We start from the raw sequence: 26,162 nt of genomic DNA, 5'->3' as shown, positions 1-26,162 counted from the left end.
GAAAGGCTTGGACATGGATGACACCTCGCGCCTGATCCTCGACCGAGTCGGCGCCATCGCGCCCTCACTGGACGAGGCGATGGCGTCGGCGATCCTCCAAGCCGAGACCCGGGCCCGCGGCCTCGACCATGCGCGGTTCCCCCACTACCGTCCGCTCAGCATTCGGCAGGACGTCCGACTTACCCTGGAAGCGCAGGGCGGGGCATGAACACACCCAACGAGCTTGTCGGCGATCGCATTCGAGCCTTGTGCGAACTGCAGGCGATTTCCCGCAAGAGCCTTGCTGACGACCTGCAGATCAGTCCAGCCACACTGTCGAAGATCGAGAGTGGTTCCCAGCGGTTCCCCCAGGATCTGGCGCACGAGCTGAGTGTCCGCTTCGGGCTGCCACTGGGGTTCTTCTCAGCACATGACGCGATCTCGGAAGCCGTCACCCCGACATTCCGAAAGCGCGCTCGGGCACGCGTGATCGACGAGAAGCGCATCGTCCGTCTTGCCCGCGAAGCAACGAGAGTCTTCAGCAGCGCCTCCGAGCAGTCCGGCTACCGTGAATTCGTCTTCCCCACCGACCCGAACCTTCTGGAAGACGAAGAGCAGTGTGCCGTCGAGATCCGCCGCGCGGGAGGTCTGGACTCGGTGGAACCAGTGCCGAACGTCACCCGATTGTTGGAGCGTCAGGGCATCGGCGTCGTAGCCGCTCTGACACCCGCAGGCGACTCGCCGAGTGACCACACCGGCATCACCCTTCCCTCGCGTCACAACTCGCGACCGCTGATCGCTCTGGTCGATCCGACTGCAGGGGCAGTGGCCCGATTCACCTTGGCGCACGAGGCCGCTCACCACATCTGGGACAAGGACCTCGCGACTCCCCTCACCAGCACCAGGGACCCCAGGGAGCTCAGGGCCCACCGCTTTGCTGGCGCTCTGCTGCTACCGAGGTCTGTGATGGTGAAGCGCGTGACCGAGGGCACCACGTTGCGCGGTCTCCTGCCGCTGAAGGCTGACTATGGCGTAAGCGTTGGTGCCATCATCAAACGAGCCAGCGCGCTGCATCTCATCAGTCAGCATCGGGAGCGCAGCCTGCAGATCCAGCTCTCTTCACTGGGATGGCGCGACCAACACGTTGAACCTGTTGAGGTTGCGGTCGAGCGGCCACTGCTGCTGAAACAGGTGCTGGCGCGGGTCACTCCACTCGATGCCCTCAGCCTCGCTCGCTACACATGCCTGGCCCCGGAACTCGTCCAGCAATGGGTGGGGACCCCACCCGGCCACACCGCGCCCGACCAGCCGATTGGTGAGGTCATCGACCTGGCCTCACGGCGACGAGGCCACGCAGGGGGCAACCCTGCCAGCACGCTGGAGGAGAGGCTCTGATGATCACCGAGTCGCAGTGGGAAGCCAGCATGCTGGACTGGCTGGGCGACTACGCCCTGATCAACGCCAACACAATCAACCCTCCTGGTCAGTGCCACCTATGAGCGATCACTCCGATCCTCGCCGCAGCAGGTCCTGAGAGGAATCCGCATGCGAATCACACACATCACTGCTCACAATTGGCGAAACTTCAAGAACATCGACTTCGACCTGGACGACAGACTGTTCGTGGTCGGCCCCAACGCCTCAGGAAAGTCCAATCTGCTCGACCTCATGAGGTTCTTGACCGACCTGTGCCGGCCCGGCGGTGGGCTCGCTGCGGCTCTCGCAGCCCGTGGGGGACTCTCGAAGGCACGCAGCCTCTTCAGCCGCAACCACAAGCACGGTCGCCTGGTCATCGAGGTCCATCTCGTTGACGCAGCTCACTCTTGGAAGTACCGACTTGCCGTGGGCAGCGAGACGCGGGGGCACCATCGTCCGTTGGTCCAGGAGGAGGTGGTGGAGCGCAACGGTGAAACCCTGCTACAGCGGCCCAACCGCGACGACGAGAGCGACCCGGAACGGTTGACCCAGACACACCTTGAGCAGATCGCAGCCAATCAGGCCTTCCGCGCCGTCGCGGACCATCTCGCCAAGACCACCTACTTCCATCTGGTTCCCCAGGTTATTCGTCATCCCCAGCAAAGCAGCACCTCGACCGATGCCTCGTTCGGCAGCTCGATGATCGCTGACATGAACGCCACCCCACAGAGAACTCGTGATGCGTGGCTTCGTCGAATCCAGGGGGCCCTCACCGCGGCGGTCCCGGGGTTTGAGTCACTCAGCCTCGAAGTGGACCCCGCGGGCAAGCCCCATCTGGTCGCCGGCTACCGCAACTGGCGACAAGCCCCCGCGCGCCAGGACGAGACCGATTTCTCTGATGGCACCTTGCGCTTGATAGGCCTCTTGTGGACCATCGTGAGCGCTCCCGCCAATGGTGGAGTTCTCCTGCTCGAGGAACCCGAGCTCTCCCTGAACTCGGCCGTGGTCAGGGTACTCCCCACACTTCTGGCACTGGCGCAGCGCGACGCCAACATGCAGGTGATCATCACGACGCATTCACCCGAACTGCTCGACGATGAAGGAGTCGCCGCCGAGGAGGTTCTGGTTCTGCAGGTCACGGATGACGGTACCCGAGCGACTCCGCTCGACCGCATTCCCGACGCCGGTGACCAACTGGCTGCGGAACTGCCGCTGTCGGACGTGGTGGAGCAGCTCATCGCTCCGGAGAGCCTGACGGGTTTGCTCTCTGCAGTGAGGCGTTGACGTGCACATCGTTGTCGAGGGCACCTCGGACGAGGAGACCATCAGGGCCGTCGTTCGAACTGCTGGACGAGAAGTCACACGGGTCCATGTCACCCACGGCTCAGCGACGCTCGACGCACGACTCATCAAGTATTGGCGAGCTGCGGAGCGAACTCCCTGGGTGGTCCTTCGTGATACTGACGCCGCGTGTCCCGTGGACCTCCGGAAGGCCCTGCTCGAAACACTCCCCCACCACAATCCGCTGTTCTGCCTGAGGCTCGCCCATTCGATGACCGAGGCATGGCTGTTGGCAGACCCCACCAACCTGGCCAGCTTCCTGAAGGTACCTGTCAGTCAGGTACCCGAGGACCCCGAGGCCCTGCCCCATGCGAAACACGCCCTGTTGGGCCTGTGCCTCAAGAGCCGCGATCGGGCGCTCCGCCGTGACATGGCCCGCTCGGCCACCACGATCGGGCCGCTGTACCCCCTGCGCCTCAATGAGTTCGCCGAGCAGCACTGGGATGTCGCTGCGGCCTGCGAGAACTCACCTTCTCTGCGGCGGGCGGTGGCCGCCATTCGGGAGCTACCGCAGGAGCAGGAGAGATCATGATCACCGAGTCGCAGTGGGAAGCCAGCATGCTGGACTGGCTGGGCGAACTGGCCTGGCAGGTGGGCAAGGGCCAGGACATTGACGAGCAGCGCTCGTCCGCCGGTGACCTGGTCCTCCACGACGACCTGCTCCAAGCCCTTCGGCACCTCAACCCCTCGGTGCCCGACCAGTACCTGCAGCAGGCCAAGGCAGAGATTCTGCAGCCTCGTTCGCAGGACCCGATGGCCGAGAACAAGACCTTCCACGACCACCTCACCAAGGGCTTTCGTGGGCTGACCTACACCGACACCACGGGCCTCGAACAGACCCCCACCCTGCGGCTGCTCTCCGACAAGCCCACGGACAACACCTTCCGCGCCGTGCAGCAGGTTCGCATCCGTGACAACCAGTCCAGCCGGCGTTTCGACGTGCTGCTCTACGTCAACGGGCTCCCCCTGGCCCTGGTGGAGTTGAAGCAGGCCGGCGCCCTCAACGCGACCATCGCCAAGGCGCATGCGCAGCTGGCGACCTACCTGCACGAGTTCCCGTTGGCCTTCCGCACCCTTGTGACGACGGTGATCAGCGACGGGCTCAGCGCCCAGTACGGCACCCCGTTCACCCCGCTGAACCACTACTCGCCGTGGAGGGTGGACGACGAGGGGCTCCCGATCGACACCGACGCCGAGAACACCGAACTCGAGTTGCTCACCTTCGGGCTGTTCGACCAACAGCGCTTCCTCGACCTGGTGCTGAACTTCACCGCCTTCGACGCCGACGAGCAGGGCCTGACCAAGCGCATCGCCAAGCCCCACCAGTACTTCGCGGTCCGCAAGGCGGTGGACCGCACCCTGACTGCGGTCAACTCCAACGGCAAGGCCGGTGTCGTCTGGCACACCCAGGGCTCAGGCAAGTCGATGGAGATGGAGCTCTACGCCAACCTGGTGATCACCCAGCCGGCGATGCTGAACCCGACCATCGTGGTCATCACCGACCGCAACGAACTCGACGGCCAGCTCTATGAGACCTTCAAGCGCTCGACCCTACTGCCCGAACAGCCGATCCAGGTGCGCAAGCGCAGCCAGCTGCGCGACGAGTTGAGCAATCGCAACAGCGGCGGCATCTACTTCACCACCCTGCAGAAGTTCAGCCGCGACAAGGACGAACGCGACGCCGGCCTGGACCACCCGCTGTTGAGCGATCGCCGCAACATCATCGTCATCGTGGACGAGGCGCACCGCAGCCACTACGACGACCTCGATGGCTATGCCCGCCACCTCAAGGACGCGCTGCCGAACGCCACCCTGATCGCGTTCACCGGCACCCCCATCAGCGAGGACGAACGCAACACCCGCCAGGTCTTCGGCGACTACATCGACATCTACGACCTGAGCCGGGCGGTGGCCGACGGCGCGACGGTTCCGGTGTATTTCGAGCCCCGGCTGATCCAGGTCAAGCTCGCCGCCGGCGTCACGGCTGAGGACCTCGACGCGTTGGCCGACGAACAGACCCGCGGCCTGGATGACGCCGAACGCAACCGGGTCGAGCAGTCGGTGGCGGTCATCAATGCCATCTATGGTGCCCCCGACCGTCTGGCCGCCCTGGCCAAGGACATCGTCGAGCAGTGGGAGATTCGTCGCGCGGCGATGGCCGAGGCGCTCCAGCCCACCGATCCGGACGATGATCGCGAGCCGCACGGCAAGGCCATGATCGTGTGCTCCACGCGGCTGATCGCCGCGAACCTGTATGCCGAGATCGTGAAGCTGCGACCGCAGTGGCATTCGTCCGACATCGACAAGGGCGCGATCAAGGTCGTCTATTCGGGCACCCCGGCTGACCCGCCTCCGCTGCGCGACCATGTGCGTCGCGACTCGGAGAACGCGGTGATCAAGAACCGGCTGCGCGACGTCAACGACGAGCTGGAACTGGTGATCGTCAAGGACATGATGCTCACCGGCTACGACTCACCGCCGCTGCACACGCTGTTCCTGGATCGTCCGCTGAAGGGGGCACTGCTGATGCAGGCCCTGGCCCGGGTGAACCGGACCTTCCGCGGCAAGCAGGACGGGCTGATGATCGCCTACGCACCGCTGGCGGAGAACCTGCGCGAGGCGCTGCAGGAGTACAGCCCCAGCGACCAGGTCGGCAAGCCGCTGGGCAGGGACATCGACTCGGCGGTGGAGGTGGCCCGCTCGCTGGTGGAGGCACTGCGGGAGATGCTGAGCGGTTTCGACTGGCGCACCATCTTGGAGGGTTCGGCGCCGGATCGTGCGCGTCATGCCATCGGTGGTGCGGTGAACTACCTGCGTTCACCGCGCACGCCGGGCAACCAGGTCGAGGAGGGCCAGTTGACGCTGGCCGATCGCTACCGGCAACTGTCGTCGAAGCTCGGACGGATGTGGGCGCTGGCCTCAGGGACCGAGTCGATGGCTGACTTGCGCAACGAGGTGCGGTTCTACGAGGAAGTCCGCGTGTGGATGGCGAAGTTCGACGCCAAGGAACGCGAAGCCACCGGCCAGCCGATTCCGGACGAGATCGTACGGGTGCTGAAGGGTGCGGTGGCCGAGGCGACCTCGGCCGGGGAGATCACTGACATCTACGACGCGGCCGGGATTTCGCGGCCGGACATCCGCCATCTGTCGCGCAAGGCATTCGACGAGGCGGCGGTGGCGAAGAGTTCGCACTTGGCGATCGAGGCACTGCGGGACCTGCTGGTGCAGGAGGCCGAGCAGCTGACTCGGAACAACCTGGTGAGGCAGAAGGCGTTCAGCGACCGGATCAACGAGTTGATGCTGCGCTACACCAACCAGCAGCTGACTGCCGCCGAGGTGATCCATGAGCTGTGGGAGATGGCCCAGGAGGTGGCGCAAGAGGCAGGCCGTGGGGAACGGTTCGACCCGCCGCTCAGCCATGACGAGTTGGCCTTCTACGACGCGGTCAGCCAGAACGACTCGGCGTTGATGGAGCAGGGCGAGGACATGCTGGCGCGGATTGCTCGGGAGTTGGTCGCGGTGATGCGGCGCGACACCCGGACCGACTGGACGCGGCGGGCGGATGTGCAGGCGAAGCTGCGTGCCGTGGTGAAGCGGTTGCTGCGGAAGTACGGGTACCCGCCGGACAAGTCGGCTGCGGCGGTGGTGCTGGTGTTGGAACAGATGGAGGTTCTGGCGCCGGAGTATGCGGGGGACCTGAGGGCTGAGTAATGGGAAAGAACCCCCGGCCTGTCATTGGCTTCCAGAAGCTCACCTGTCGCCGCTGTAGCGCCGAGCGTATCCGGGGTCAGGTATGCATCAGCTGTGGAATGAAGCCAGATCCCCGGGAGGTCGACGAGCACACCGCGGCACGCAGAAAGCTTGTCGCCCCACTCCTCACAACCCTCGAGCAGCGCAACATGGAAAGCGGCGCACTACCCACTCCACATGACGCTGAGGACCTCAGGAGGATTATCCTCAACACAGTCAATGACTTCAGACAAGGGGTCGCAGCAATTGGCCAGAGCACACCTTCAGTCACCGCACTCGAGGAAGCAATCAGTCGATTCCATTCCAGAGACACGGCCCTTGGGAGCATTGAGCGTCGACGCCCTCAACTAGACCTGCATGATGCCGCGCAGGTGACCCGGATTGAACTTCACCAGTTCGCTTGCCACCAACTGACCGCCCTGCAGGTTGCGACTCCGCTCGAAGCTCAGCGCCACGCCTCAGCAGCTCAAGAAAGACTCGACACTGCCCTGGCAGCAGTTCATCGACTGACCGAACACGAAGAGATGGTGGGCGCCATCAGTGATCAGACCGTGCAGGACAGTGCACGATCCATGTTTCGAGTCCTGCTCGAGGAGTACGGCGACATTTCGAGTCTGCTGAATGGCTCTGACGATGAAGTTCGCCGGCTCGTCGACCGGACACCCCAGCCGGGGGTTGGCTTACAGTTCGCTCTTGGTCGACTGGCTGCGCGGCTTTTCGGCGACGCTGAACTATTTTCGAATAACTTTGTGCAGACATACCGCGCACTAACTACCGACCGAACTCTGCTCCAGAAATGTGTCTCCGAATCTGCCCGCCTGCAGGCTGACGTCTCGGAGAAGCTCATCACGAGCCAGCTCGAGTCATACAGCTTCAGCAGACTCGCAGCGAACGCTTTGTCCCAAAGACATCTATTCAGCAGCGCTCTAAGCTTGAACGAAATACTTGTCGAGTCCTCTGGTTCCGTGATTGTGCGCCTTCTGCTGCTAGCATGCGGAATCAAGTCGACAACTTACGACAAACTTCTCACGCAGAATGCGACCGAGCATCTGCGTGCCGCGCGAAACAGCGCTACACTCGCTGCTTGCTTGGCTGGTCTGGACGAACACCTGCGCATCGCACGAGCCCATCACCAGGTACAGTTCGAGGGCGACGCCTTGATCGCGACGGCCAGAGGGATCTCCAAGGCGTATTCGGTCGAGGGGATCGTCGATCAGCGGATGTTGGCGATCACCATCACCAACTCCGGCATGTTGGCCGTGCAACAAGCCCTTTCCGAACTCGGTGTTGACGTTGATCAGAATCTATTGATGGAACATATGGGAATTGGTCTGGACACCCAAGTGGAAGTGGCGCTTGGGCTTTTCTCTGGCACGACTTGCACAGCCAGCTTCAGCGGCGACTTGCTGCATCTCAACGTACGGGGAGGGGCCTCCGTGAGTCTGCTCGCACTCATGGGGGGCGTTTCCAGGGTGATCAATGACTCAGCAGACCGCTTCGAGCTAGACTATGCCAGCGACGACTCCACAGAAGTCTTCCTGTTGCGCGGCCCACTGGGGGGCTTCCGAGCTTTCGAAGCCGCAACCAACCCATTCGAGCGAGAGGTTTTGCTAGTGGAGAGCACGCTAGGCATCACCATGAAAGGCGGGCCCATCTTGACGCAGAATCAAGTGCGTCACTTTGCCGCTCTGTACGCTCTTAAGACTATGGGACAAACCCAAAAGGAGATTTCGGTCCTTGAGGCTGGCCGTCGATTTCGCATCCTGCGGGGTCTCGGGGAACTCGCCAAGGACGAGGTTCTCATCGAAACTCTTCGCCAGTGTTCTCGCTGGCTAGGGCAAGGTGACAACACCCGAGAGCTGTGTTCGCTACTAGACGGCTTCATTGATTCGGATTCAGCGTTCGACCTTCCTTGAGTCAGTGACCGTTACGCAGACCAAAGACGTCAGCGCCCCATGGAACGTGCAGAACTCCGTCGCCACCTCGGTGACGCCCAGGAGCGAGTAGCCATCCGAAGGCCAAGCCGCTTCGTCCAGTAAGGATGCTCCTTGGTCAGGTTGTCGTAGATCGGCTTGAACTGAACCCGGCCGAAGGTCGTCCTGATCAGCATGACCTCGAAGGCGATCGTCTCGATGAACTCAACGGCCTTCGTGTACCCGACCAGACCTCGCGCACCGGTCACCCGACAGAAGTCGATGAGCTCGTTCTCCTCGACGCCCAGCACTTCGCAGCCACCGATGTAGATCACCTTGCGCTGGGCCCGACGGCCGATCATCTTGCCCAGTTCACGAAGTGAAATGAGTTCCTTCCCGAGGGCGATCTCTCCTTCGGCGCCGTGAAAGGCGAACATCCCCATGGTGTACTTGGCTGCCGCCTTGTCCTCGGGGTCGAGCCATCGGTCGATGTAGTACTGCAACTCTTCGCGGGTGGCCACGTCGCGATGGGCGATGGAGGCCAGGCCGAACGATTCCAAGCACCGGAGCGCAGGCTCGATCGTCTCGCGAGACTCGAATCCCTCACCCCACGCCCCCTCGAGGCAGAGAATCCCGTCCTTGGGTGCTACGCCGACGGGAGGCAACCGTTCCGGTTTCGTCGGAGCCTTCTTTGAAGCGGTGGACTTCGCCACGACTGCAGCCATGAAACTCCCCTTGATCAAGTAGACGTCGCTGTCTGTCGGGTTGGAACTCTAGCGGCTCTTCGCAGAAGAGGGTGGGTAGTGTGTGTCTGGGGTTGACCCGGTGACGAGGTTTGGGTGGTCGCTTGGGTCTCGGCGTGGCGGGTGTGGGTGGGGGCCCTTGGTCGCTTGGATGAAGGTGTCTAATCACCACCCGAGAACCAAGGGCCCTGATGCGAAACGTTACCCCACCACGGCTGGACATGTTCTGCCGACTCGACCGACTCGGCCTGAGCGTGGTCGACCAGGTCATCGAGCCCGATCATGCGGTGCTGGTCTGTGTCCCGACCACACCGGCCTCGCCGTGCCCGCAGTGCACCGGGCGTGGGGCCAGGCATGACACGGTGGTCCGCCGGCTGGCGCATGTCCCGTTCGGGTGGAAGCCCACCGTCTTGGAGGTCCGGGTGCCCCGTTACCGTTGCGCCGGCTGTGGCAGGGTGTGGCGCCATGACCTGCGGGCTGCTGCCCCCACCCGGGGCAAGCTGTCCCGCGACGCGGTGACGTTGGCGGTCAAACACATCGTGGTGGACCGGCTCTCGATCGCCCGGACCGCGGCGATCCTGGGGGTCGCCTGGCCACCTGCAGTGATGCTGTCCTGGCCGCGGCCGATGAGTGGTTGTTCAACGACCCGACCAGACTGGACGGGATCACCACCCTGGGTGTTGATGAGCACGTGTGGCGGCACACCCGCCGTGGTGACAAATACGTCACCCTGGTCATCGACCTGACCCCGACAAGGACAAGGACCGGTCCCTCACGGCTGTTGGCCGTGGTCGAGGGCCGCTCGGAGAAGGCGTTCAAGACGTGGCTGCAGGACCAACCAGCCGACTTCATCCAGACCGTGGAAGTGGTCGCGATGGATGGCTTCATGGGCTACAAGAACGCCGCCACCACCACCATCGCGGACGTGGTCACCGTCATGGACCCCTACCACGTGGTCGCGTTGGCCGGGCAGAAGCTGGACTTGTGCCGTCAACGCGTCCAACACCAGACACTGGGCCACCGCGGCCGCTCCGGTGACCCCCTCTACGGCATCCGCCGGGTCGCCCGGACCCGGGCAGCGCTGCTCACCACCAAACAATGGATCCGGCTGCTGAAGGTCCTCGACGAACCCTCCCATGGAGCCTCCGAGGTCACCTGGGAGGCCTACCAGATGGTGATCGACGCCTACCAGCACCCAGACCCCACCCAGGGCAAGAAGATCATGACCACCACCATCGACACCATCAAGACCGGGGTCCCCGACGAGCTGCCCGAGCTACGCACCCTGGGCCGAACCATGAACCGACGCCGCGACGACATCCTGGCCTACTTCGACCACCCAGCCACCTCAAACGGCCCCACCGAAGCCATCAACGGCCTACTGGAACACCTACGCGGAACAGCCCGAGGCTTCCGCAACCTCCTCAACTACATCTACCGCTGCCTACTCGACGCCGGCGGCTTCAGACCCCTCATCCACTCTCTTCTGTGAAGAGCCACTCTAGCGGGGCTTGTTGGCCCGGCTCACTCCAGCAACTGTGAGTTCAGCAACAACCCCAGCAGGGCAACGTTCACGAACACCACCGACCGTCCCAGCTTCTGCTTCATCAGAATGCCGCGGTCGGCCAGTTCGGTGAGCCACCGAGAGGCCGTCGCACGTTGCGCCAGCCCGGCGTTCACGACATCGTCGATGCGGATGTAGGGCTGGGTGAACAGCAGCCGGGTGAGGTCCGCGACGGGTTGCCTGGGCAGCTCGGCCCGAATCCGCGCCTCGGTGCTCGTCCGCAACTGCGCGACGGCCTCGATCAGCTCCAGCGTCCATCTCGCGGTGCGCTCGACCCCCTCAAGCATGAAGAGGATCCAGGTTTCCCAGTCGTCGCGTTCGGTGACCCCGCGCAGCGCACCGTAGTAGTCGTCCTTGTGGCGCAGAATGTGCCCGGACAGGTAGAGCACCGGCATGCGCAACAGCCCAGTCTCCGCCAGGAAGAGCAGGTTGACGATGCGGCCCGTTCGTCCATTGCCGTCGAAGAACGGATGGATGGCCTCGAACTGGTAGTGCTGCAGCGCCATGGCCACCAGCGGATCCATCCCATGGTCTGCATTCAGGAAGCGCTCCCAGGCAGACAAGTGGTCCAGCAGGACGTCCTCACCCTCCGGCGGCGTGTACACGCGCCTGCCCGTGACCGGGTTGCCGATGTAGGTCCCTGGCTGGTTTCGCACCACCACCGGCCGACCGTGGATGTGGCTGCAGATGTCGACGGCTGTCTGGGTGGTGAGCGGGCGGCTCTTGAGCGCCTCGAACCCTGCCATCAGCGCCCCGCGGTAGCGCAGTGCCTACTTGATGGGAGCGGTCAAGACCTCGCCAAGCGCCCCATTGGCCGCACGGAACAGCTCATCGTTGGTCGTCACGATGTTCTCGATCTCGCTGGATGCCTGGGCCTCCAGCAGTGGGATCGTGTTTGACATTTCACTCAGACGTGTACGAATCGAGGCTCAATTTGTACATATCCGGACGAAATGTTCACGCCGTGCACACGTCAGACTTCTTCAGGACCGGCCTCCCTGGTAGTCCCTCGCGCCCTCATCTCGGCCTTGAATCGATGGAACTCGGACCTCAGCTCCGCCAGACGCCGGCCATCCTCGAGCCGCCAGAACTGCCACCCGTTCGTCTGGTGTCCGAGGATGACCTGCGCAGCACCCGAGGGGTACTCGCGAACCTCCCCTTCCACCAGCAGCGCTCCGGCCTTGGTGACCGTGGCGGTCCGGGAACGATCTCCTCCTGCGTGAGCACCGTGCCCGGCGCCAACTGACCGATCGCCACCATCTCCCTCAACTCGATGTAGTTGTCGGCGGCATCCTGCCTCCTGAGGGACGGCAACACGTCATGCCCCTCGGGCGCGGGCCAGGTGCGCAGCAGTGCCTCAACACCGGCCAGCGTCCGAGCATTGATGGCTTGCTCATCCCACTGCTCCGAGTCACGCAGCGGACGGTTCATCAACAACACGTCATGGCGTTCCAGTGCCGCACGTTTGCCGGACGGCCCAGACCACGGGCCATTGGACACCGAGGTGTTCAGGGTCTGCGTGAGCAGTGTGAGGTTGCCGAGGCGGTGGACATGGGCATCACGCCCGACCTCCTGCAGCAGGTCCTCAACCGGCCAGTGCGACCGCCAGGCCTGGGGAAGCACGTGCTCGATATGCATGCGGTCGCGCTCCACGCGGCTCCCAGTGGGTGAGGCACCCTCAAGGTTGTAGCCGCGTGCATCGTCCTCGATCGCTTCGAGAATCATGCGCAGTCGAGATCGTGAGTGGGCCTGATAGGCAGCAACGCGCGGCGCAGCACCCAGCTCTCCACCCACCGAAGCGCCTCGTCCGCCAGATGGCCGGGCACATGGTTGGCCGGATCGTACAGCCACAGCAGGATGGGCTTGACCGCCTCGTATCCTGCTGCTTGCGTGCGGTAGGCGAACAGCGCGGGGGGTATCGACGTCACCGGTCCGGTTCGCGGCTCGCTCGACCCAGCCCCGGTACTGGGTGGCCTGTTGTTCGATCGAGCCGACGATCTCGTGCATCGATCTGGTGGTCTCATAGCCGCTCCACTGCTTGAACCGGGTGAACGTCGCCTGCGAGCCCACCTCCTCACCAAGCTGGGCGACCAACCAGTGGTTCAGGAAGACCTCGATGCGTGACACCGAGTACCTACCCAAGCTCAGCTGACTCGTCCAGAACTTGGTCTCGAAGTGCTTCCAGATCTGGGTGTAGACGCGATGGACGTCATCGCCCTCGGCCTCAAGCCGTTCGAACACAGCATTCTTGACGAGGTCAGCCTGGTCGAGCGGCGTGCCCCGGGCATTGAGCGTCTCGAAGATGGCCTGGGAGTTCTCGTCCTTCCCAAGGGTGATGACGACGAACTCCAGCCCCGAGGTCAGCGCACTGGTCAGCCCGGCGGCGCAGTCCTCAGCATGGGTACTGTCGTCCTCATCCAGCCAGTCCCGGACCCGCTCCCCGAAGTACTGATGCGCCTTCGGGATCCGGTGCTCATAGGGGAGTTCCTCGTAGTCCAAGGGTTGTTCGGCGAGCATGACAAGCTGGAATGGTTCACGGTCCTCGTTCAGGTGCGTGACCTTCAACTGGTCGATCCCCACGAAGCCGAACCTGGCTTCGTTGTGGGTGAGCGCCTCCAGCGTTGCCTTCTGCACCTCGAAACCGCGCAGTTCGAACTCCGCAGCCGCTGCGTTCATCAACAGCTGCAGTGTCGTGAGCCGCTGCTGTCCATCAACCAGCGAGAACGTCTCGGCCGTGCCCAGCTGGCTACCCGTCTGCTGCGTGACGACGGCCCCCAGGAAGTGTCCGGCCTCCGGCTGGCCGTTCGTGCGGTACTCCGCGCGGCGAACGTCCTCCCACAACGGCGCCCACTGGCGCTCCTCGTCCCACACGTAGGGCCGCTGGAACAGTGGCACACGCAGGTACTGCGGCAGCGCAAACAACTGCATCGGTGTCTTGACGCTGGTCTCCATGGACACACACTAGGACCACGGCGCTCCTTCGCACCTCCCCGGGGAACCCCGCGCAACCGCTTCAGGCCACCCCCGGCGGCAGGCTCCGAATCGTCCGGGCGTAGCGTCGAAACAGGCGACCCTCACCCGGGGGCCACAGTTGAAAGCTGATCAACATGAAGATCAAGCAGGCCGCCGACGACTTCCTCTCATGCCGGCGCATCGCCGTCACCGGAGTCTCCCGAAACCCCAAAGGCCATGGCAGCAACACTGTCTACACCCGCCTGCGTGAGCGCGGGTTCGAAACCTTCGCCGTCAACCCCAATGCCGAGACCGTCGAGGGCGACACGGCCTACCCCAACCTGGCTGCAATCCCCGGCGGGGTCGAGGCCGTGGTCATCGGCACCAGTCCCGAGCACGCCGATGCCACCGTCCACGAAGCAGCCGACCTGGGCATCCGACACGTGTGGATGCACCGGTCAGTCGACGCCGGCAGCGTCTCCCCCGAGGCAGCCGCCTGGGGACGCGAGCACGGCCTGACCATCATCGAGGGCGGCTGCCCGCTCATGTTCGGCGAGGCATCCGACGGCGCCCACAAGGCGATGTGCTGGGTGGGAAAGTTGACCGGAAAGGTGCCACGAACGGTTCAGTAGAGACTTCGCGCGCGGGTGCCGCCGACTCCCAGCGAGACCCCCAGACGGGCGCCGTCACCTGCGAGGGCGCCCACACCGCTGGGCGGCAGTCGTAGTGTTGGGTCATGAAGGCAATCACGTATTCGCAGTACGGCGGCCCCGAGGTCCTGACCCTGGCGGACGTCGCCGAACCGAAGGTGGGGCCGGCCGAGATCCGGATCGCGGTGAAGTCCGCGGCCGTCAACCCGGTCGACTGGAAAATCATGGCCGGCTACCTCGACGGACTGCTCCACGTCGACTTCCCGGTCATCCCCGGCTGGGACGTCGCCGGGGTCGTCGAGGCCGTCGGTCTGGACGCCGGTGAATTCCAGGTCGGCGACGAGGTGCTCGCCTACGGCCGCAAGGACTGGGTGCAGGGCGGCTCGTTCGCCGAAAAGATCACCGTGCCGGTGCGCACCGCGGCGAAGAAGCCGGCCTCCGTGTCCTGGGACGAGGCCGCCGCGCTGCCCCTGGCCGGGCTGACCGCCTTCCAGACGCTGAAGCGGCTGGGCGTCGGCGAGGGCGACACCGTGCTGGTGCATGGCGCCGCCGGCGGGGTCGGCGCCCTCGCAGTGCAGCTCGCGAAGGCGTTCGGCGCCTCGCGGGTCATCGGCACCGCCTCGCAGAAGAACCACGACTACCTGCGCGAACTGGGTGCCGAACCGGTGGCCTACGGCGCCGGGCTGGTGCAACGGGTGCGCGACCTCGTCCCCGACGGGGTCGACGTCGTCGCCGACTACGCCGGCGGGGTCGAGGCGGACACCGTCGCCGTGCTGGCCACCGGCGGACGCCACGGTTCGATCGTCGACGACAGCGTCGCCGAGCTGGGCGGGCTGTACATGTGGGTCCGCCCCGACGCCAACGATCTCGCCGACCTGGCCAGGCTCGTGGAGCACGACTTGGTCAAGGTCACCATCGCCCACACGTTCCCCCTCGACCAGGCCGCCCGGGCGTTCACCACCAACATGGAGGGCCACGGCCGCGGCAAGATCGTCATCCGGGTCACCGACTGATCCCCACCCGTTCCTGCCACCAGCCGTTTTTCCTGCCCGCAGCCCGACACCACCCAGCTGATCCCCACCCAGCCCGACACCAGACTGTCGGGCTGGCCCCACCCCCATTGGCCTGCCTGCGGGATACTGGACCCACGCGCCCCACGGAAGGCTGGAACCATGAGCACACAGGTCCTTCCCAGCACCCCCACCTCGGTCCCCACCCCGGCGGCCCGCCGGCCGTGGCGCCAGCAGGTCTTCCACGACGCCGGCTACCTGCTCGGCAACTGGTTCATGATGCTGCCCGCCTTCATCGTCATCATCACCCTGGTCACCCTGGGCATCGGCACCGCGATCATCTGGGTCGGGCTGCCGATCATGGTCGGCGGCATCCTGACCGCGCGCGGGGTCGCCACGGCCGAGCGCCGCTGGGTGGCCTCGGTCACCAACCGCCCAACCCTGCCCAGCCCCTACCTGCCCGCCGCCCCCGGCGCGAGCGGAATGCGCAAGCTGCTTCGTCCGCTGAGCGACCCGCAGTCGTGGCTCGACGTGCTGTGGACGATCATCGGGTTCGTCATCAGCACCATCGGCTTCTGCATCGCGCTGACCTGGATCATCGGCGGGCTGGCCACCGTCGGCGGCCCGGTCGCCACGATCATCACCGAGTCGATCTTCCGCGACGAGCAGACCGGCCTGGGCGAACTGCTCGGCATCCCCTTCCCGCTGGGGTTCGACATCGCCACCCAGTTCCTGGCCGGGCTGGTCTTCCTGCTCACCGCCCCCTTCGTGCTGCGCGGCTGGGCGAAGGTGCAGACCGGGTTGTCCGACCTGATGCTGAACTCCCGCGCCGATGCCCAGGCCCAGATCGCCAGCCTCACCGAGTCGCGGGCGGCGGTACGCCAGGCCGAGTCCGATGCCCTGCGCCGGCTCGAACGCGACATCCACGACGGCCCGCAGCAGCGGCTCGTCCGGCTCAACATGGACCTGGCGCGCGCCAAGCGGCAGGCCGCCACCGACCCCGCCAAGGCCGAACAGCTGATCGGTGACGCGATGGCCGCCACCCAGGAGACGCTGGCCGAACTGCGCCAACTCTCCCGCGGCATCGCCCCGCCGGTGCTGGTCGATCGTGGCCTCGAGGCCGCCATCACCGAGGCGGCCGCCCGCTCGATCGTCCCGGTCACGGTCTACGCAGACCTGCCCGAGCGGCTGCCCGACCACGTCGAGACCGCCGCCTACTTCGCGGTCTCCGAGGCGCTGGCGAACGTGAACAAGCACTCCCAGGCCTTCGGCGCCGACGTGTTCATCGGGGTCCAGGACCAGTGGCTGTTCGCGACCGTCACCGACGACGGCGTCGGCGGCGCCAGCCTGGCCAAGGGCCACGGCCTGGCCGGGCTCGCCGAACGGCTCAAGGGCGTCGACGGTATCCTCACCGTGACCTCACCCGAGGGCGGACCGACCACCATCGAAGCGGTGATTCCTTGCGCATCCTGATCGCGGACGACTCAGTCCTGCTGCGTGAAGGCCTGACCCTGATCCTGGGCGACGGCGGGCACGAGGTCATCGCCGGTGTCGACAACGGCGACGACCTCGTCCACCGTGCCCTGGCCAGGAAGCCCGACCTGGTCATCAGCGACATCCGCATGCCCCCGTCCCACACGGACGAGGGGCTTCGCGCTGCCATGACGATCCGCGAACAGTGGCCCAGCGCCCCGATCCTGCTGCTGAGCCAGTACGTGGTGCTGAGTTACGCCACCGAACTGCTGGCCTCGGGTTCCGGCGCGATCGGCTACCTGCTGAAGGAGCGGGTCAGTGACATCGACGAGTTCCTCGACGCGGTCGAACGGGTCGCCCACGGTGGCATGGTGCTCGACCCCGAGGTGGTCGCCCAGGTGATGGGCCGCGGACGAGCCGCCGACCCGCTGGCCGCGCTGACCCCCCGCGAACGTGAGGTGCTCGAGCTGATGGCCGAGGGCCACACCAACGCCGGCATCGCGAAGCGGCTGGTGGTCACCGAGGGCGCTGTCGAGAAGCACACCCAGCGGATCTTCGCCAAGCTCGACCTGGGCACCGACGCCGAGGTCCACCGCCGGGTCACCGCGGTCCTGACACTCCTGGGCTGACGATGCGTTCAGTGGGTCCATGCGAGTGGGTGTCTACATTGACGCATACAACCTGTACTACGGCGGTCGCTCCGTGTGTGGTCGAGGGAAACCGGGCTGGCGTTGGCTGGACGTCCGGCGTCTCGTGGCGTCGGTGATCCAATCGCAGGCATCCTGGAAGGGAGCCACGGTTGAGAAGGTCGTCTACTGCACCGCCCGGGTCGACGCAGTCACGAACCCATCCGCGCATGCTGATCAGGACGTCTACCTGAAGGCACTGTTGGCGTCTGGGGCTGTGGATCACATTGAGTACGGCAACTACGTCGCCCGCACGAAGACAGGTCTCCTCGCACTCAACGACCCGGTGACCCGTCGCCCCCAGATCCACACTTCCCAATGGCCGGTCATGGTTCGAGACAGCACGGGTGAGCCCGTGAAGGAGGCTCAGTTCATGGTGCAGTACCTTCATCTGGAGGAGAAGGGCAGCGACGTGAATGTGGCCGCGCACCTCCTGCTGGACGTGTTGTCCACGTCAGTGGACGCAGCTGTGGTGGTCTCCAACGACAGCGACTTGGCATTTCCCATCCGTGAAGTCCGTCAGCATGTACCCCTCGGCTTGATCAACCCACGCGACTCATACACGGCCGGGGATCTCACGGGCTCGAAGACCGACGGCGTCGGAGGGCACTGGTGGTGGAAGCTCACGAAGACTTCCTACCTGTCGAACCAGTTGCCAGATCCTGCGGGCAAATACACCAAACCAGAAGACTGGTGACCATGGGTTCGGTAGCACCGCACCCACCTTCGACATCGGTCGCGTGCTTGAGCTATCCTTGGAGTACTTACTCACCCGGCCCCTCGTGGGTCGGGTCTTTTGTTTCCCCTACTACCGGCCGGCCTGGGCGTCCAGCACCCCACCGGCCGCCCGCACACAGCCGTCGATTACCTCGGCCGGGTCGTCCCCGGCGACGAAGCGGGCGAACCCGGCCTGGACGATGCCGGTCACGATCAGGTCGAGCAGGGCCGGCTGTGGCGACCCGGTCGCCGCGACCGCCGAGGACAGCATCCGGGCCAGTTCCTCGTGCATCCCGGCCAGCTCGCGGCGGGCCTGGGCGGCGATGCCGTCGGCCATCCGCATCAGCCACGCCTCTCCCCCGGGGCCGCCGAGCTCGAGGTTCGTCCGTACGTAGGCGACCACCTGGTCGCGGGGGCTGTCCTCGGCGGCCAGCGCATCGGCGACCGCACCGGTCCAGCGGGGCAGGTGCTGGTTGAGCACCAGCACCTTCAGGTCGTCGACCGAGTCGACATAGCGGTAGAGGCTGTTGCGCGAGATGCCGACCGCCCCGGTGACACCACCGGCAGTCAGCGCCTCCCCCGAACGCAGGATCGCCGCCGCCGCATCGATGAGCGCATTGAGCATTCGCTCGCGGTGCTCATGCAACGTGGGGGCAGCGATCCGGGGCATGGGACTGAACTCTACTCAGGCCGGGCCGGCGCCGGTCCGGGGGCGGCCCGCGACCCGGCGCCAGGCAGTGGCCAGGTGGTCCACGGCCGCGCTCTGGCCGAGCCCCAGCGCCTGCATGCCGCTGGCGAACTCCTCGGCCAGTCGGGCGGCCTGCGCGGGGACGTCGGGGCCCAGGTCACGCTGGGCGACCACGGTGCCGTTGCGTCCTGCAGTGCGGACGAAGCCGCTGTGCTCGAGCTCACGGTAGGCGCGGGCCACGGTGTTGGGGGCGATGCCCAGGTCGGCGGCCAGTCGCCGCACCGAGGGGAGCTTGGCGCCCGTTGGCAGCGCACCGCTGGTCATCTGGGCCACCAGCTGGCTCTTGAGTTGTTCGTAGGGCGGCTGGGCGGCAGAAGGGTCGACGCGCAGCATCATGCCGCTGCCCCCGCGCCGGTGCCGCCGGTGCCGTCGGCCAGGCCTCGCCACAGCTGCCGTGAGGGGTTCGGCACGCTGCGCCCGTCGAGGTAGGGGATCAGCAGCACCGCCCACAGCACCAGCCCGACCACCAGGGCGGAACCACCGACCCAGACCAGGGCGCTGCCGTTGTCCTCGTTCATGGCCAGGGTGGCGATCACCAGCAGTGAGACCAGCGGCCCCCCGAGACCGGCGACGACCCCAACGTCCTGCAGGTCACGCAGCGCCTGCGCGCGCATGGCGTCATCCCAATTCAGTTCCAGGTTGCCGTGGGCGCGCTGGGGCTGGTCCATCAGCGTATTGATACATTGAATGTACTGACACAAAAGGCTGCAAGCGGTTCCCCGAGAACGGTCGACAATCTAGAGTTCCGACCATGGCGAAGCCCTCCCCCGAACAGGCCCGTAACCAGGCCGGGCAGGCCCTCGAAGCCGGCCAAGATGCCGCGCATGCCGTCAGCCAGTCACCCGCCTACCGCGCGCTGGTGAAAGTCGGCCTGACCAGCTACGGCATCGTCCACCTGCTGGTCGCCTGGCTCGCGCTGACACTGGCGACCACCCGGTCCAGCGACGACGAGACCAGCAACAGCGGTGCGCTGCGGCTGCTGGCCGAGGCCCCGATGGGACGTATCCTGCTGGCCGTCGTGTCGCTCGGACTGGCGACACTGGTGGTCTGGCAGGTCGTGCTGGTGTTGATCGGCCACCGCGAGTTCGAGGGCCTCAAGCGCTGGCGCAAGCGCGGGTCGTCCTTGATGCGGGCGGTCATCTTCGGGTCGCTGGCGGTGGCCGCGGGGCGATTGGTCGCCGGCCCCGACACCGACGAGGGCGAGGAAACCCAGGAATCATTGAGCCGCGCACTGATGGAGTTGCCGCTGGGCCAGGTGCTCGTCGGCATCGTCGGCCTGGCGATCATCGGCTACGGCGTCTACCAGGTGGTCAAGGGGGTGCGGGGTTCGTTCAACGATGACCTCGAGCGAGACCTGACCGGGGTCGGACGATGGGTCGCCGCGTTGGGCTTCTTCGCGAAGGGGGTCGCCTATGCGATTGTCGGGGGACTGTTCCTGACGGCCGCGATCAGGTTCGACCCCGAGCAGGCCGGCGGCATGGACCAGGCGCTGCAGACGCTGCTGGACCAGCCGTTCGGGTCGGTGCTACTCGGCATCGTCGCCGTCGGCCTCGCCGTCTACGGCCTGTACTGCTTCTACTGGGCCCGGCACCCCAAGAAGGGCTGAGGCCGCCGCGGCGGTGGTGCCCTGGGCGGTGCGCTTCAGGGCCTTCGCCGGAGCGGTCTTCAGGAACGGGTCCCAGATGACACCGGAAGTGGCTGTCGGGCCGGAGGCCGGCGACTTGGGCTTCGGGGCCGGCTTGTCACCAGCACCCGGGGTGGCCGGGCGCACACCCTCACCCATCGCCTCGATCAGGGCCTGACGAATCTGCCCGCCCTTGCCCTCGGTGAACTTCCGGATCTCCGCCATGGGGCAAGGATAGGCGACACCGGGTGCTTCGACCATCGTCGGCACCACCGGTTGACTAGGCTCACTCGCAGCCGACCCAGGAGGAACCATGTCGCATGCCAGCACCGGTGGACTGCCCCTGCCCCGCGGGGCCGCGAAGGTGGCCGACCTGATCGAACGCGGGGCGACCATCCCGAACCCGTGGACCGTCGACATCGACGACGACGTGGACGTGAACCTGATCGGCTCCAATGTCACCATCCACCCGGGCACCCGCATCCGTGGTGCGCGGACCGTGATTTCGCCCGGTTGCGTGCTGGGCGCCGAGGGCCCAGTAACCCTGGAGAACTGCCAGTTGGGGCCGAAGGTCCGCCTCGAGGCCGGCTACTTCAGTGGCGCGGTCTTCCTCGAGGGCGCCTCGATGGGGCTGGGTGCCCACGTTCGTCCGGGGACATTGCTGGAGGAGCACGCCAGCGGCGCCCACACGGTGGGGTTGAAGCAGACGATCTTGTTCCCCTATGCGACGCTCGGCAGCTTGATCAACTTCTGCGACGCGATGCTGACCGGCGGCACCGGGCCCAAGGACCACTCAGAGGTCGGGTCGAGCTATATCCATTTCAACTTCACCCCGGACGGGGACAAGACGACCGCCTCACTGTTCGGTGACGTGCCGCGCGGGGTGCTGGTCGACCAGCCGCCGATCTTCCTGGGTGGGCAGGGCGGTGCGGTCGGGCCGGTGCGGACCGGCTTCGGCGTGGTCGTCGGCGCCGGGGCCGTGCTGCGCGACGACATCGACGAGGACGGGGTGCTGGTGCTGCCCGACCAGGTCGCGGGGCTGCGTCGTCCGAACCGTCGGCACCGCTACCGCCGGCTCAACCTGCTGCTGGAGAAGAACCTGGGCTACATCGCCTCACTGGTCGCCCTGGAGAACTGGTACACGCAGGTGCGCAGCCTGTTCTTTGCGAAGCAGGGGTTCGGGGCCGAGGTGCTGGCCGGCGCGCTCGGGGTGCTGGAATCGGGCCGGGACGAGCGGGTCAAGCGGGTCAAGGCACTGGTCGCGAAGATCGACCCCGAGGACGACGCCCGCCGTGAGCTGGTCGAGAATGCCGACGCGCTGGTGGCCGGGGCTGGGTCGCTCAGCGCGCCGGGGCCGGGTGAGGTGGTGGAGTACCTGGCCGCCCAGGCCGAGCAGGGAGCGGGCTACCTGGCCGCGATCGGTTCCCTGGACGAGTCGCAGAAGGCCGCGGTCACCGCCTGGCTGAGCGAGGTCATCGACCAGGTCTGCCGCAGAGCGGCGGGCGCTGCCCCACTGTTGGGGCTGTTCACCGGCTCGTCCGACTGAGCGATCGGGTGGCCCGCCCCCCGGTCCCCGGCCCGCGGTCCCCAACCCCGGTCCCCAACCCCGGCCCGCAACCCCGCGGATGCGCAGGTTTCTGCCCGGAATCCGCGCTGCCAGAGATGGCACGAGGACGAAACCTGCGCAAGCGCTGGGTGGCGGGGTGCAAGGGGGCAGCGCCACCAGGGACCGAGGGCCTCGACACGAATCCCACCATAACGATTGACGATAACAACGAAAGTCGTTATGTTGGTTGTGGGCCCATTCATCCGTCCCTCCATGCGAAGGATTCCCGCCATGTCCGAGAACAGCACCCCCGAGAGCGCCCGCTTCGAGAACCCCTCCGAACGGCCCGCCTCGGACGAACCCATCCCCCAGGACCCCGGCTCCGACAAGACCGGCTCGTCCGGCAAGCCCAACCCCATCACCCGGGCGATAAGCGCACCGCTGTCGACCACCGACGTCCTGATCACGCGCATCATCTTGGTGTTGGTCATGGTCGGTGCCGCAGCGATCATCGTCAGCGCCCTGTGGCCCACCGACACCGTTGACTACGTCACCGCCGCCCCGTCCGTGGCCGCGGTGGCCACTCCGGACGGCACTGCCGCCAACGTCACGCTCGCCCATCAGGCCGAATGGGTCTGGACGATCTCCTCCCCGACCATCGGCCAGCGTTTGCTCGTGGCCGCACCCACCATCCTGCGATCAGCCCTGGTCGGCGTCGGCGCCTGGCTGCTGCTCGGGATCACCACGCGCATCCACCGCGGTGAGGCCTTCGCCGAGGCCACCATCAGCCGGCTGCGTGCGCTGGCGATCATGATCATGTTCGGTGGCCTGATCGTGCCCTTCCTCGAACTCGGCACCCGGTTCGCGCTCAGCGCCCAACTGCAGGAATCGCCCGAGGTCACGCTGCTGTTCAGCCCCACGGTGTTCTGGCCGGTCCTGGTCGGCATGCTGCTGCTGTTGCTCACCCAGGTGTTCGTCAAGGGCCAGGCGATGGGTGACGACTTGGAAGGCCTGGTCTGATGCCCGTCGACGATCCCCACCGCGTCCGTTGTCGGCTCGACGAGTTGCTGGCTGACCGTGACCTGACGCTCACCGCCCTGGCCGAGCAGGTTGGTGTGAGCGTGGTCAACCTCAGCATCCTGAAGAACAACCGCGCCAAGGCGGTGCGCTTCTCAACCCTCACCGCCATCTGCGACGCCCTCGACTGCTCGATCGGAGACCTGTTCGAGGTCATCCCGGCGTAGCCCCACACCCCTGCCACCCGAGTTTGCGCAGGTTTCGCCTTCGTCCCATCTCTGGCAGCGACGATTCCAGGCAGAAACCTGCGCATCCGCGGTGGGTGGGGGGTGGTGCCGCCGGACGAGCGGTGGATACCCGCCCGGCCAACACCGGACCCGCCCGGCCAACACCGCCCCGCCACGCCAACCGCCAACCGCCGGACCCGAGGGTCAGTACCCGCGGCTGGTGTCCTCGGCCGAACCCTCACCGGACAGCTCGGCCAGGAACTCCTGGCCCGTCATCGGGCGCGAGAACATCGGGTAGTCGAACTTGATGGCGTTCTCGTGCTCCTCGGGGCTGGTGGCCGCGACGCAGTCGGTCATGGTGATTACGTCGTAGCCCTTCTCATAGGCCGAGCGCATGGTCGACTCGACGCAGCAGTTGGTCAGGAAGCCGCCGATGGCCACCCGGTCGATGCCCTTGCTGCGCAGGATGAAGTCCAGATTGGTGCTGCCGAAGGTGTCCAGCCCACGCTTGCCCTCGACGACGATGTCACCTTCCTGCGGGGCGAGCTCATCACTGATCTGGCTACCCCATTCACCCTTGACGAAGGCGTTGGAGTCGACGACGCCCTTGAGGATGCCGTAGGGGTGGCTGGTGATCTCGTGGTAGCCGGGAGCGAAGCTGATCGGGATGTGGATGATCGTCGCACCGGCGGCCCGGGCCTGTTCGACGACCTGCTTGGAGTTCTCCAGCATGTTGGTCTGGTCCATGGTGGGCTTGACGGCCTCGTGCAGCACGCCGCCGGGGGTGGTGAAGTCGTTCTGGTACTCGACCAGCAGAACGGCAGTGTTCTTCGAGCTCATGGTGTGTCCTTTTCCGGATCGTGGGAGTGGCTCTGGGTCAAGGCTTACCCGAATCCGCGCCGCGGGCAAGGGGGCAGCGCACTCCCTCGTCCCCCGCCCGACGAGTCAGTCCGTCGAGCCAGTGGGTCAACTCAGTCGGACGAGCCGGCTCCGCGGGTGACCAGGCCCACCTCGACCAGCGCGTCAGCGATCGCGTCGGAGGTGGCCTGGGAGCTGGTCCGCCCGTCCGGCACGCGGGCCGAGGACAGGTAGGAACCCGGCCCGATGTGCTTGAACGGGCCGATCATGCGCTCGACCAGTCGTCCCTCGTTGCGGGCATTCACCCAGGTCGAGCGACGTGCCCAGCGGCGCCGCTTGGGGAACACGACCGGGGCCATCCAGCGGCACTGCCAGTCCTTCTCGCCGTACAGGTGGATGATCTTCTGGGCGCGCTCGAGCCCGGGGTCTGCGGTGTAGATGCCGCCGAGGTTCAGCAGGGTCAGCCGCGCACCCGCCGAGCCCAGGTACCAGGCAGCGCCGGAGGCGATCTGGGCGCCACCGCTCCAGCCGATCAGGACGAGCTTGTCGATGCCGGGCAGGAACCCCTCGCGGGTCAGGTGGGTCCAGGTGGTCTGGGCGATGCCGGCCGAGTAGACCGGGCCGTAGCGGGCGTCGGCCGAGACGAGCACCTGGAAGATGTTGCGCAGGTTGATGAAGGTCACCGAGAGCCAGCCCCAGCGCTTCGAGCGCTTGCGCTTGACCACCCACCGCCAGAACGGGGACGAGCGGCGGTCGTCGACCAGGTCCCGGTTCTCCATGGCGTAGGGGTAGAGGCCCTCGACCAGGGTGATCTCGGGGAAGGTCTGCTGCAGCCGCTTCAGGATGGGCCGCTCCGCCCGGGCGACGTAGTCGTCGTCATAGGCGGCGATGCCCGAGAAGTAGACGATGAACACCCGCGGCGCCCGGTCGGCGTCGGGGGCGGTGGCCAGCGCCGCCTGGAACTCCTCGGCCGCAACCCGGGTCTGGCGGGCGCCGCGGCGCGCGTACCAGGACAGGGTTTCCAGCGGCGAGCTGATCCAGGCGATGACGGCGACCGCCACCACCAGGACGACCAGGGCCTCGATGATCGCGATCATTCGCCTCCCCCCTCGAGTGGGCCTGGGGCCGGGTCGGGGCTGGGCTGGTTGCCGCGGTGGTGGGCGCCCAGCATCGAATGGACCTCGTCGGAGTCGCGGGTGGGCGGGGCGTGCTGGCGCACCAGCGGCAGCGGGGTGGAGGCCTCGAGCAGTTCACGGGTGCTGGTGCGCAGCGGACGACGCATCACCCCGCGCCACAGCGCGCGCCGCACCCACTGCACCACCGGGTTCAGCAACATCTTGACCAGAGTGGCTGCGAGCCAGGCGACGACCACCACGCCCAGTACCCCCCAGTCGCTGTAGTGGTCGGGCAGCAGGTAGTTCATCAGCCCCCACAGCGTCAGCAGTTGCCAGGCCCACAGCACCCGCAGCACCAGCGGCCCCAGGTAGGGCGTGATCGCCAGCACCGCGAACCACAGCGGGGCCGTCGACAACAACACCACCCGGACGACCGAGCCCACGTCGGGCACGTCACTGAGCGCCACCCAGGCCGCCAACCACAGCACCAGGCCCTGGAAGGCCAGAGCGACCAGGCTCTGCAGGCTGGCCAGTGCCCAGGCGGCCACCACCCACAGCCCGCGGACCCGGTTGATGGCGAGGAACCCGGCATTGCCCAACAGCCCCGACAGCGCCGCGACGACGGCGATGGCGACAGCCACCTGCCAGCGTTGGTCGGTGGCCCCGATCACCTCTGCCGGGGCCCGCAGGGTCATCACGTCACCGGCCGTGGTGAACACGAGCCGGATGAACTCCCAGAGCGGGCCCATGTTGTTCCTCTCGGTGGGACCTCGCCTTCATCCTAGGCCGCCGTGTGCCCCTTTCACCCAGCAGCGTGCATCGACCAGGACCAT

General features: G+C 66.2%; 26 protein-coding genes and 1 pseudogene. 16 read left to right on the top strand and 11 right to left on the bottom strand.

Translation table 11 applies throughout. The features are described from left to right. Positions 1-13 precede the first annotated feature (13 nt). The 6 genes from ACQE3C_RS03905 (at position 14) to ACQE3C_RS03880 (ending at position 8,402) form a co-directional block, all read left to right on the top strand. On the top strand, positions 14-208 hold the full coding sequence (locus tag ACQE3C_RS03905; protein ID WP_434537891.1) for a hypothetical protein: 195 nt from the start codon (positions 14-16) through the stop codon (positions 206-208). Beyond that, positions 205-1,374 carry a helix-turn-helix domain-containing protein gene (locus ACQE3C_RS03900; protein ID WP_434537890.1) on the top strand — a complete coding sequence of 390 codons (1,170 nt, stop codon included), beginning with the start codon at positions 205-207 and terminating at the stop codon, positions 1,372-1,374. The genes ACQE3C_RS03905 and ACQE3C_RS03900 overlap by 4 nt, the downstream gene beginning before the upstream one ends. A 150-nt stretch (positions 1,375-1,524) precedes the next feature. Continuing rightward, positions 1,525-2,679, top strand: coding sequence for an AAA family ATPase (locus ACQE3C_RS03895; protein ID WP_434537889.1), 1,155 nt, complete (start codon positions 1,525-1,527; stop codon positions 2,677-2,679). Between the two features lies 1 nt (position 2,680). Then, on the top strand, positions 2,681-3,268 hold the full coding sequence (locus ACQE3C_RS03890; protein ID WP_434537888.1) for a hypothetical protein: 588 nt from the start codon (positions 2,681-2,683) through the stop codon (positions 3,266-3,268). Continuing rightward, on the top strand, positions 3,265-6,447 hold the full coding sequence (locus ACQE3C_RS03885; protein ID WP_434537887.1) for a type I restriction endonuclease subunit R: 3,183 nt from the start codon (positions 3,265-3,267) through the stop codon (positions 6,445-6,447). The genes ACQE3C_RS03890 and ACQE3C_RS03885 overlap by 4 nt, the downstream gene beginning before the upstream one ends. Further along, entirely contained in the window at positions 6,447-8,402 is a 1,956-nt protein-coding gene (locus ACQE3C_RS03880) for a hypothetical protein (protein WP_434537886.1), read from the top strand. The genes ACQE3C_RS03885 and ACQE3C_RS03880 overlap by 1 nt, the downstream gene beginning before the upstream one ends. 29 nt (positions 8,403-8,431) lie before the next feature. Here the strand turns inward: ACQE3C_RS03880 and ACQE3C_RS03875 are convergent, their stop codons facing one another. Next, entirely contained in the window at positions 8,432-9,124 is a 693-nt protein-coding gene (locus ACQE3C_RS03875; RefSeq protein ID WP_434537885.1) for a DUF6642 family protein, read from the bottom strand. Positions 9,125-9,333: 209 nt separating this feature from the next. Here ACQE3C_RS03875 and ACQE3C_RS03870 point away from each other — a divergent pair. After that, positions 9,334-10,634: pseudogene (locus ACQE3C_RS03870) on the top strand (ISL3 family transposase). 32 nt (positions 10,635-10,666) lie between these two features. Here ACQE3C_RS03870 and ACQE3C_RS03865 read toward each other — a convergent pair. The 3 genes from ACQE3C_RS03865 to ACQE3C_RS03855 form a co-directional block, all read right to left on the bottom strand. After that, the gene (locus ACQE3C_RS03865) at positions 10,667-11,452 is read right to left on the bottom strand and encodes a Fic family protein (protein ID WP_434537884.1); all 786 of its coding nucleotides are present in this window, start codon (positions 11,450-11,452) and stop codon (positions 10,667-10,669) included. Positions 11,453-11,476: 24 nt separating this feature from the next. Further along, positions 11,477-11,608, bottom strand: a complete 132-nt coding sequence (locus ACQE3C_RS03860) for a Fic/DOC family N-terminal domain-containing protein (protein ID WP_434537883.1) — start codon at positions 11,606-11,608, stop codon at positions 11,477-11,479. 148 nt (positions 11,609-11,756) lie between these two features. Further along, positions 11,757-13,658: a DUF262 domain-containing protein gene (locus ACQE3C_RS03855; RefSeq protein WP_434537882.1), complete on the bottom strand. Its 1,902-nt coding sequence runs from the start codon at positions 13,656-13,658 to the stop codon at positions 11,757-11,759. Between the two features lie 155 nt (positions 13,659-13,813). Here ACQE3C_RS03855 and ACQE3C_RS03850 point away from each other — a divergent pair, with 155 nt between their 5' ends. From ACQE3C_RS03850 to ACQE3C_RS03830, 5 genes are all read left to right on the top strand, one after another. Next, positions 13,814-14,290, top strand: a complete 477-nt coding sequence (locus ACQE3C_RS03850) for a CoA-binding protein (RefSeq protein ID WP_434537881.1) — start codon at positions 13,814-13,816, stop codon at positions 14,288-14,290. 104 nt (positions 14,291-14,394) lie between these two features. Further along, the gene (locus ACQE3C_RS03845) at positions 14,395-15,321 is read left to right on the top strand and encodes an NADP-dependent oxidoreductase (protein ID WP_434537880.1); all 927 of its coding nucleotides are present in this window, start codon (positions 14,395-14,397) and stop codon (positions 15,319-15,321) included. Positions 15,322-15,480: 159 nt separating this feature from the next. Next, positions 15,481-16,791, top strand: a complete 1,311-nt coding sequence (locus ACQE3C_RS03840; protein ID WP_434537879.1) for a sensor histidine kinase — start codon at positions 15,481-15,483, stop codon at positions 16,789-16,791. Further along, a complete protein-coding gene (locus ACQE3C_RS03835; RefSeq protein ID WP_434537878.1) occupies positions 16,779-17,420 on the top strand; it encodes a response regulator transcription factor in 642 nt (213 codons plus the stop codon). The genes ACQE3C_RS03840 and ACQE3C_RS03835 overlap by 13 nt, the downstream gene beginning before the upstream one ends. 133 nt (positions 17,421-17,553) lie before the next feature. Further along, positions 17,554-18,174, top strand: coding sequence for a hypothetical protein (locus ACQE3C_RS03830; RefSeq protein WP_434537877.1), 621 nt, complete (start codon positions 17,554-17,556; stop codon positions 18,172-18,174). A 111-nt stretch (positions 18,175-18,285) separates the two neighbouring features. On the opposite strand, the gene ACQE3C_RS03825 is transcribed toward ACQE3C_RS03830, so the two are convergent. From ACQE3C_RS03825 to ACQE3C_RS03815, 3 genes are read right to left on the bottom strand one after another with little or no spacing between them, the layout of a single operon-like run. Next, positions 18,286-18,864 carry a TetR/AcrR family transcriptional regulator gene (locus ACQE3C_RS03825; RefSeq protein WP_434537876.1) on the bottom strand — a complete coding sequence of 193 codons (579 nt, stop codon included), beginning with the start codon at positions 18,862-18,864 and terminating at the stop codon, positions 18,286-18,288. A gap of 15 nt (positions 18,865-18,879) precedes the next feature. Then, positions 18,880-19,278, bottom strand: a complete 399-nt coding sequence (locus tag ACQE3C_RS03820; protein WP_434537875.1) for a GntR family transcriptional regulator — start codon at positions 19,276-19,278, stop codon at positions 18,880-18,882. Beyond that, positions 19,275-19,610 carry a hypothetical protein gene (locus tag ACQE3C_RS03815; protein ID WP_434537874.1) on the bottom strand — a complete coding sequence of 112 codons (336 nt, stop codon included), beginning with the start codon at positions 19,608-19,610 and terminating at the stop codon, positions 19,275-19,277. The genes ACQE3C_RS03820 and ACQE3C_RS03815 overlap by 4 nt, the downstream gene beginning before the upstream one ends. Positions 19,611-19,693: 83 nt before the next feature. Here ACQE3C_RS03815 and ACQE3C_RS03810 point away from each other — a divergent pair, with 83 nt between their 5' ends. After that, positions 19,694-20,548, top strand: a complete 855-nt coding sequence (locus ACQE3C_RS03810; protein WP_434537873.1) for a DUF1206 domain-containing protein — start codon at positions 19,694-19,696, stop codon at positions 20,546-20,548. Here ACQE3C_RS03810 and ACQE3C_RS03805 read toward each other — a convergent pair. Next, positions 20,468-20,791 carry a hypothetical protein gene (locus ACQE3C_RS03805; RefSeq protein WP_434537872.1) on the bottom strand — a complete coding sequence of 108 codons (324 nt, stop codon included), beginning with the start codon at positions 20,789-20,791 and terminating at the stop codon, positions 20,468-20,470. The two genes, ACQE3C_RS03810 and ACQE3C_RS03805, sit on opposite strands and share 81 nt — an antisense overlap. Positions 20,792-20,879: 88 nt before the next feature. Here ACQE3C_RS03805 and ACQE3C_RS03800 point away from each other — a divergent pair, with 88 nt between their 5' ends. From ACQE3C_RS03800 to ACQE3C_RS03790, 3 genes are all read left to right on the top strand, one after another. Further along, positions 20,880-22,112: a UDP-N-acetylglucosamine pyrophosphorylase gene (locus tag ACQE3C_RS03800; protein WP_434537871.1), complete on the top strand. Its 1,233-nt coding sequence runs from the start codon at positions 20,880-20,882 to the stop codon at positions 22,110-22,112. Positions 22,113-22,403: 291 nt separating this feature from the next. Beyond that, the gene (locus ACQE3C_RS03795) at positions 22,404-23,132 is read left to right on the top strand and encodes a DUF2975 domain-containing protein (RefSeq protein WP_434537870.1); all 729 of its coding nucleotides are present in this window, start codon (positions 22,404-22,406) and stop codon (positions 23,130-23,132) included. Further along, entirely contained in the window at positions 23,132-23,356 is a 225-nt protein-coding gene (locus ACQE3C_RS03790) for a helix-turn-helix domain-containing protein (protein ID WP_434537869.1), read from the top strand. The genes ACQE3C_RS03795 and ACQE3C_RS03790 overlap by 1 nt, the downstream gene beginning before the upstream one ends. A gap of 204 nt (positions 23,357-23,560) precedes the next feature. Here ACQE3C_RS03790 and ACQE3C_RS03785 read toward each other — a convergent pair whose 3' ends face one another. The 3 genes from ACQE3C_RS03785 to ACQE3C_RS03775 form a co-directional block, all read right to left on the bottom strand. After that, the gene (locus tag ACQE3C_RS03785; RefSeq protein WP_434537868.1) at positions 23,561-24,196 is read right to left on the bottom strand and encodes a cysteine hydrolase; all 636 of its coding nucleotides are present in this window, start codon (positions 24,194-24,196) and stop codon (positions 23,561-23,563) included. Positions 24,197-24,327: 131 nt separating this feature from the next. Further along, complete coding sequence (locus ACQE3C_RS03780) at positions 24,328-25,311, bottom strand: hypothetical protein (RefSeq protein ID WP_434537867.1); 984 nt, start codon at positions 25,309-25,311, stop codon at positions 24,328-24,330. Beyond that, complete coding sequence (locus ACQE3C_RS03775) at positions 25,308-26,078, bottom strand: hypothetical protein (protein WP_434537866.1); 771 nt, start codon at positions 26,076-26,078, stop codon at positions 25,308-25,310. The genes ACQE3C_RS03780 and ACQE3C_RS03775 overlap by 4 nt, the downstream gene beginning before the upstream one ends. Positions 26,079-26,162 lie beyond the last annotated feature (84 nt).

Origin of the sequence: Aestuariimicrobium sp. Y1814, assembly GCF_050113895.1 — a bacterium.
In the GTDB taxonomy this organism is placed as follows: domain Bacteria; phylum Actinomycetota; class Actinomycetes; order Propionibacteriales; family Propionibacteriaceae; genus Aestuariimicrobium.
Note: the sequence above shows the minus strand (reverse complement) of the source record. Positions and strands in the feature narration are given on the sequence as shown.

Coding starts and splice junctions, on each gene's coding strand:
- ACQE3C_RS03825 (WP_434537876.1), bottom strand. CDS start 18,864: ATGCCCCGGATCGCTGCCCCCACGTTGCATGAGCACCGCGAGCGAATG.
- ACQE3C_RS03900 (WP_434537890.1), top strand. CDS start 205: ATGAACACACCCAACGAGCTTGTCGGCGATCGCATTCGAGCCTTGTGC.
- ACQE3C_RS03800 (WP_434537871.1), top strand. CDS start 20,880: ATGTCGCATGCCAGCACCGGTGGACTGCCCCTGCCCCGCGGGGCCGCG.
- ACQE3C_RS03785 (WP_434537868.1), bottom strand. CDS start 24,196: ATGAGCTCGAAGAACACTGCCGTTCTGCTGGTCGAGTACCAGAACGAC.
- ACQE3C_RS03855 (WP_434537882.1), bottom strand. CDS start 13,658: ATGGAGACCAGCGTCAAGACACCGATGCAGTTGTTTGCGCTGCCGCAG.
- ACQE3C_RS03815 (WP_434537874.1), bottom strand. CDS start 19,610: ATGGACCAGCCCCAGCGCGCCCACGGCAACCTGGAACTGAATTGGGAT.
- ACQE3C_RS03885 (WP_434537887.1), top strand. CDS start 3,265: ATGATCACCGAGTCGCAGTGGGAAGCCAGCATGCTGGACTGGCTGGGC.
- ACQE3C_RS03865 (WP_434537884.1), bottom strand. CDS start 11,452: ATGGCAGGGTTCGAGGCGCTCAAGAGCCGCCCGCTCACCACCCAGACA.
- ACQE3C_RS03860 (WP_434537883.1), bottom strand. CDS start 11,608: ATGTCAAACACGATCCCACTGCTGGAGGCCCAGGCATCCAGCGAGATC.
- ACQE3C_RS03780 (WP_434537867.1), bottom strand. CDS start 25,311: ATGATCGCGATCATCGAGGCCCTGGTCGTCCTGGTGGTGGCGGTCGCC.
- ACQE3C_RS03850 (WP_434537881.1), top strand. CDS start 13,814: ATGAAGATCAAGCAGGCCGCCGACGACTTCCTCTCATGCCGGCGCATC.
- ACQE3C_RS03880 (WP_434537886.1), top strand. CDS start 6,447: ATGGGAAAGAACCCCCGGCCTGTCATTGGCTTCCAGAAGCTCACCTGT.
- ACQE3C_RS03845 (WP_434537880.1), top strand. CDS start 14,395: ATGAAGGCAATCACGTATTCGCAGTACGGCGGCCCCGAGGTCCTGACC.
- ACQE3C_RS03805 (WP_434537872.1), bottom strand. CDS start 20,791: ATGGCGGAGATCCGGAAGTTCACCGAGGGCAAGGGCGGGCAGATTCGT.
- ACQE3C_RS03875 (WP_434537885.1), bottom strand. CDS start 9,124: ATGGCTGCAGTCGTGGCGAAGTCCACCGCTTCAAAGAAGGCTCCGACG.
- ACQE3C_RS03840 (WP_434537879.1), top strand. CDS start 15,481: ATGAGCACACAGGTCCTTCCCAGCACCCCCACCTCGGTCCCCACCCCG.
- ACQE3C_RS03775 (WP_434537866.1), bottom strand. CDS start 26,078: ATGGGCCCGCTCTGGGAGTTCATCCGGCTCGTGTTCACCACGGCCGGT.
- ACQE3C_RS03810 (WP_434537873.1), top strand. CDS start 19,694: ATGGCGAAGCCCTCCCCCGAACAGGCCCGTAACCAGGCCGGGCAGGCC.
- ACQE3C_RS03905 (WP_434537891.1), top strand. CDS start 14: ATGGATGACACCTCGCGCCTGATCCTCGACCGAGTCGGCGCCATCGCG.
- ACQE3C_RS03790 (WP_434537869.1), top strand. CDS start 23,132: ATGCCCGTCGACGATCCCCACCGCGTCCGTTGTCGGCTCGACGAGTTG.
- ACQE3C_RS03820 (WP_434537875.1), bottom strand. CDS start 19,278: ATGATGCTGCGCGTCGACCCTTCTGCCGCCCAGCCGCCCTACGAACAA.
- ACQE3C_RS03795 (WP_434537870.1), top strand. CDS start 22,404: ATGTCCGAGAACAGCACCCCCGAGAGCGCCCGCTTCGAGAACCCCTCC.
- ACQE3C_RS03895 (WP_434537889.1), top strand. CDS start 1,525: ATGCGAATCACACACATCACTGCTCACAATTGGCGAAACTTCAAGAAC.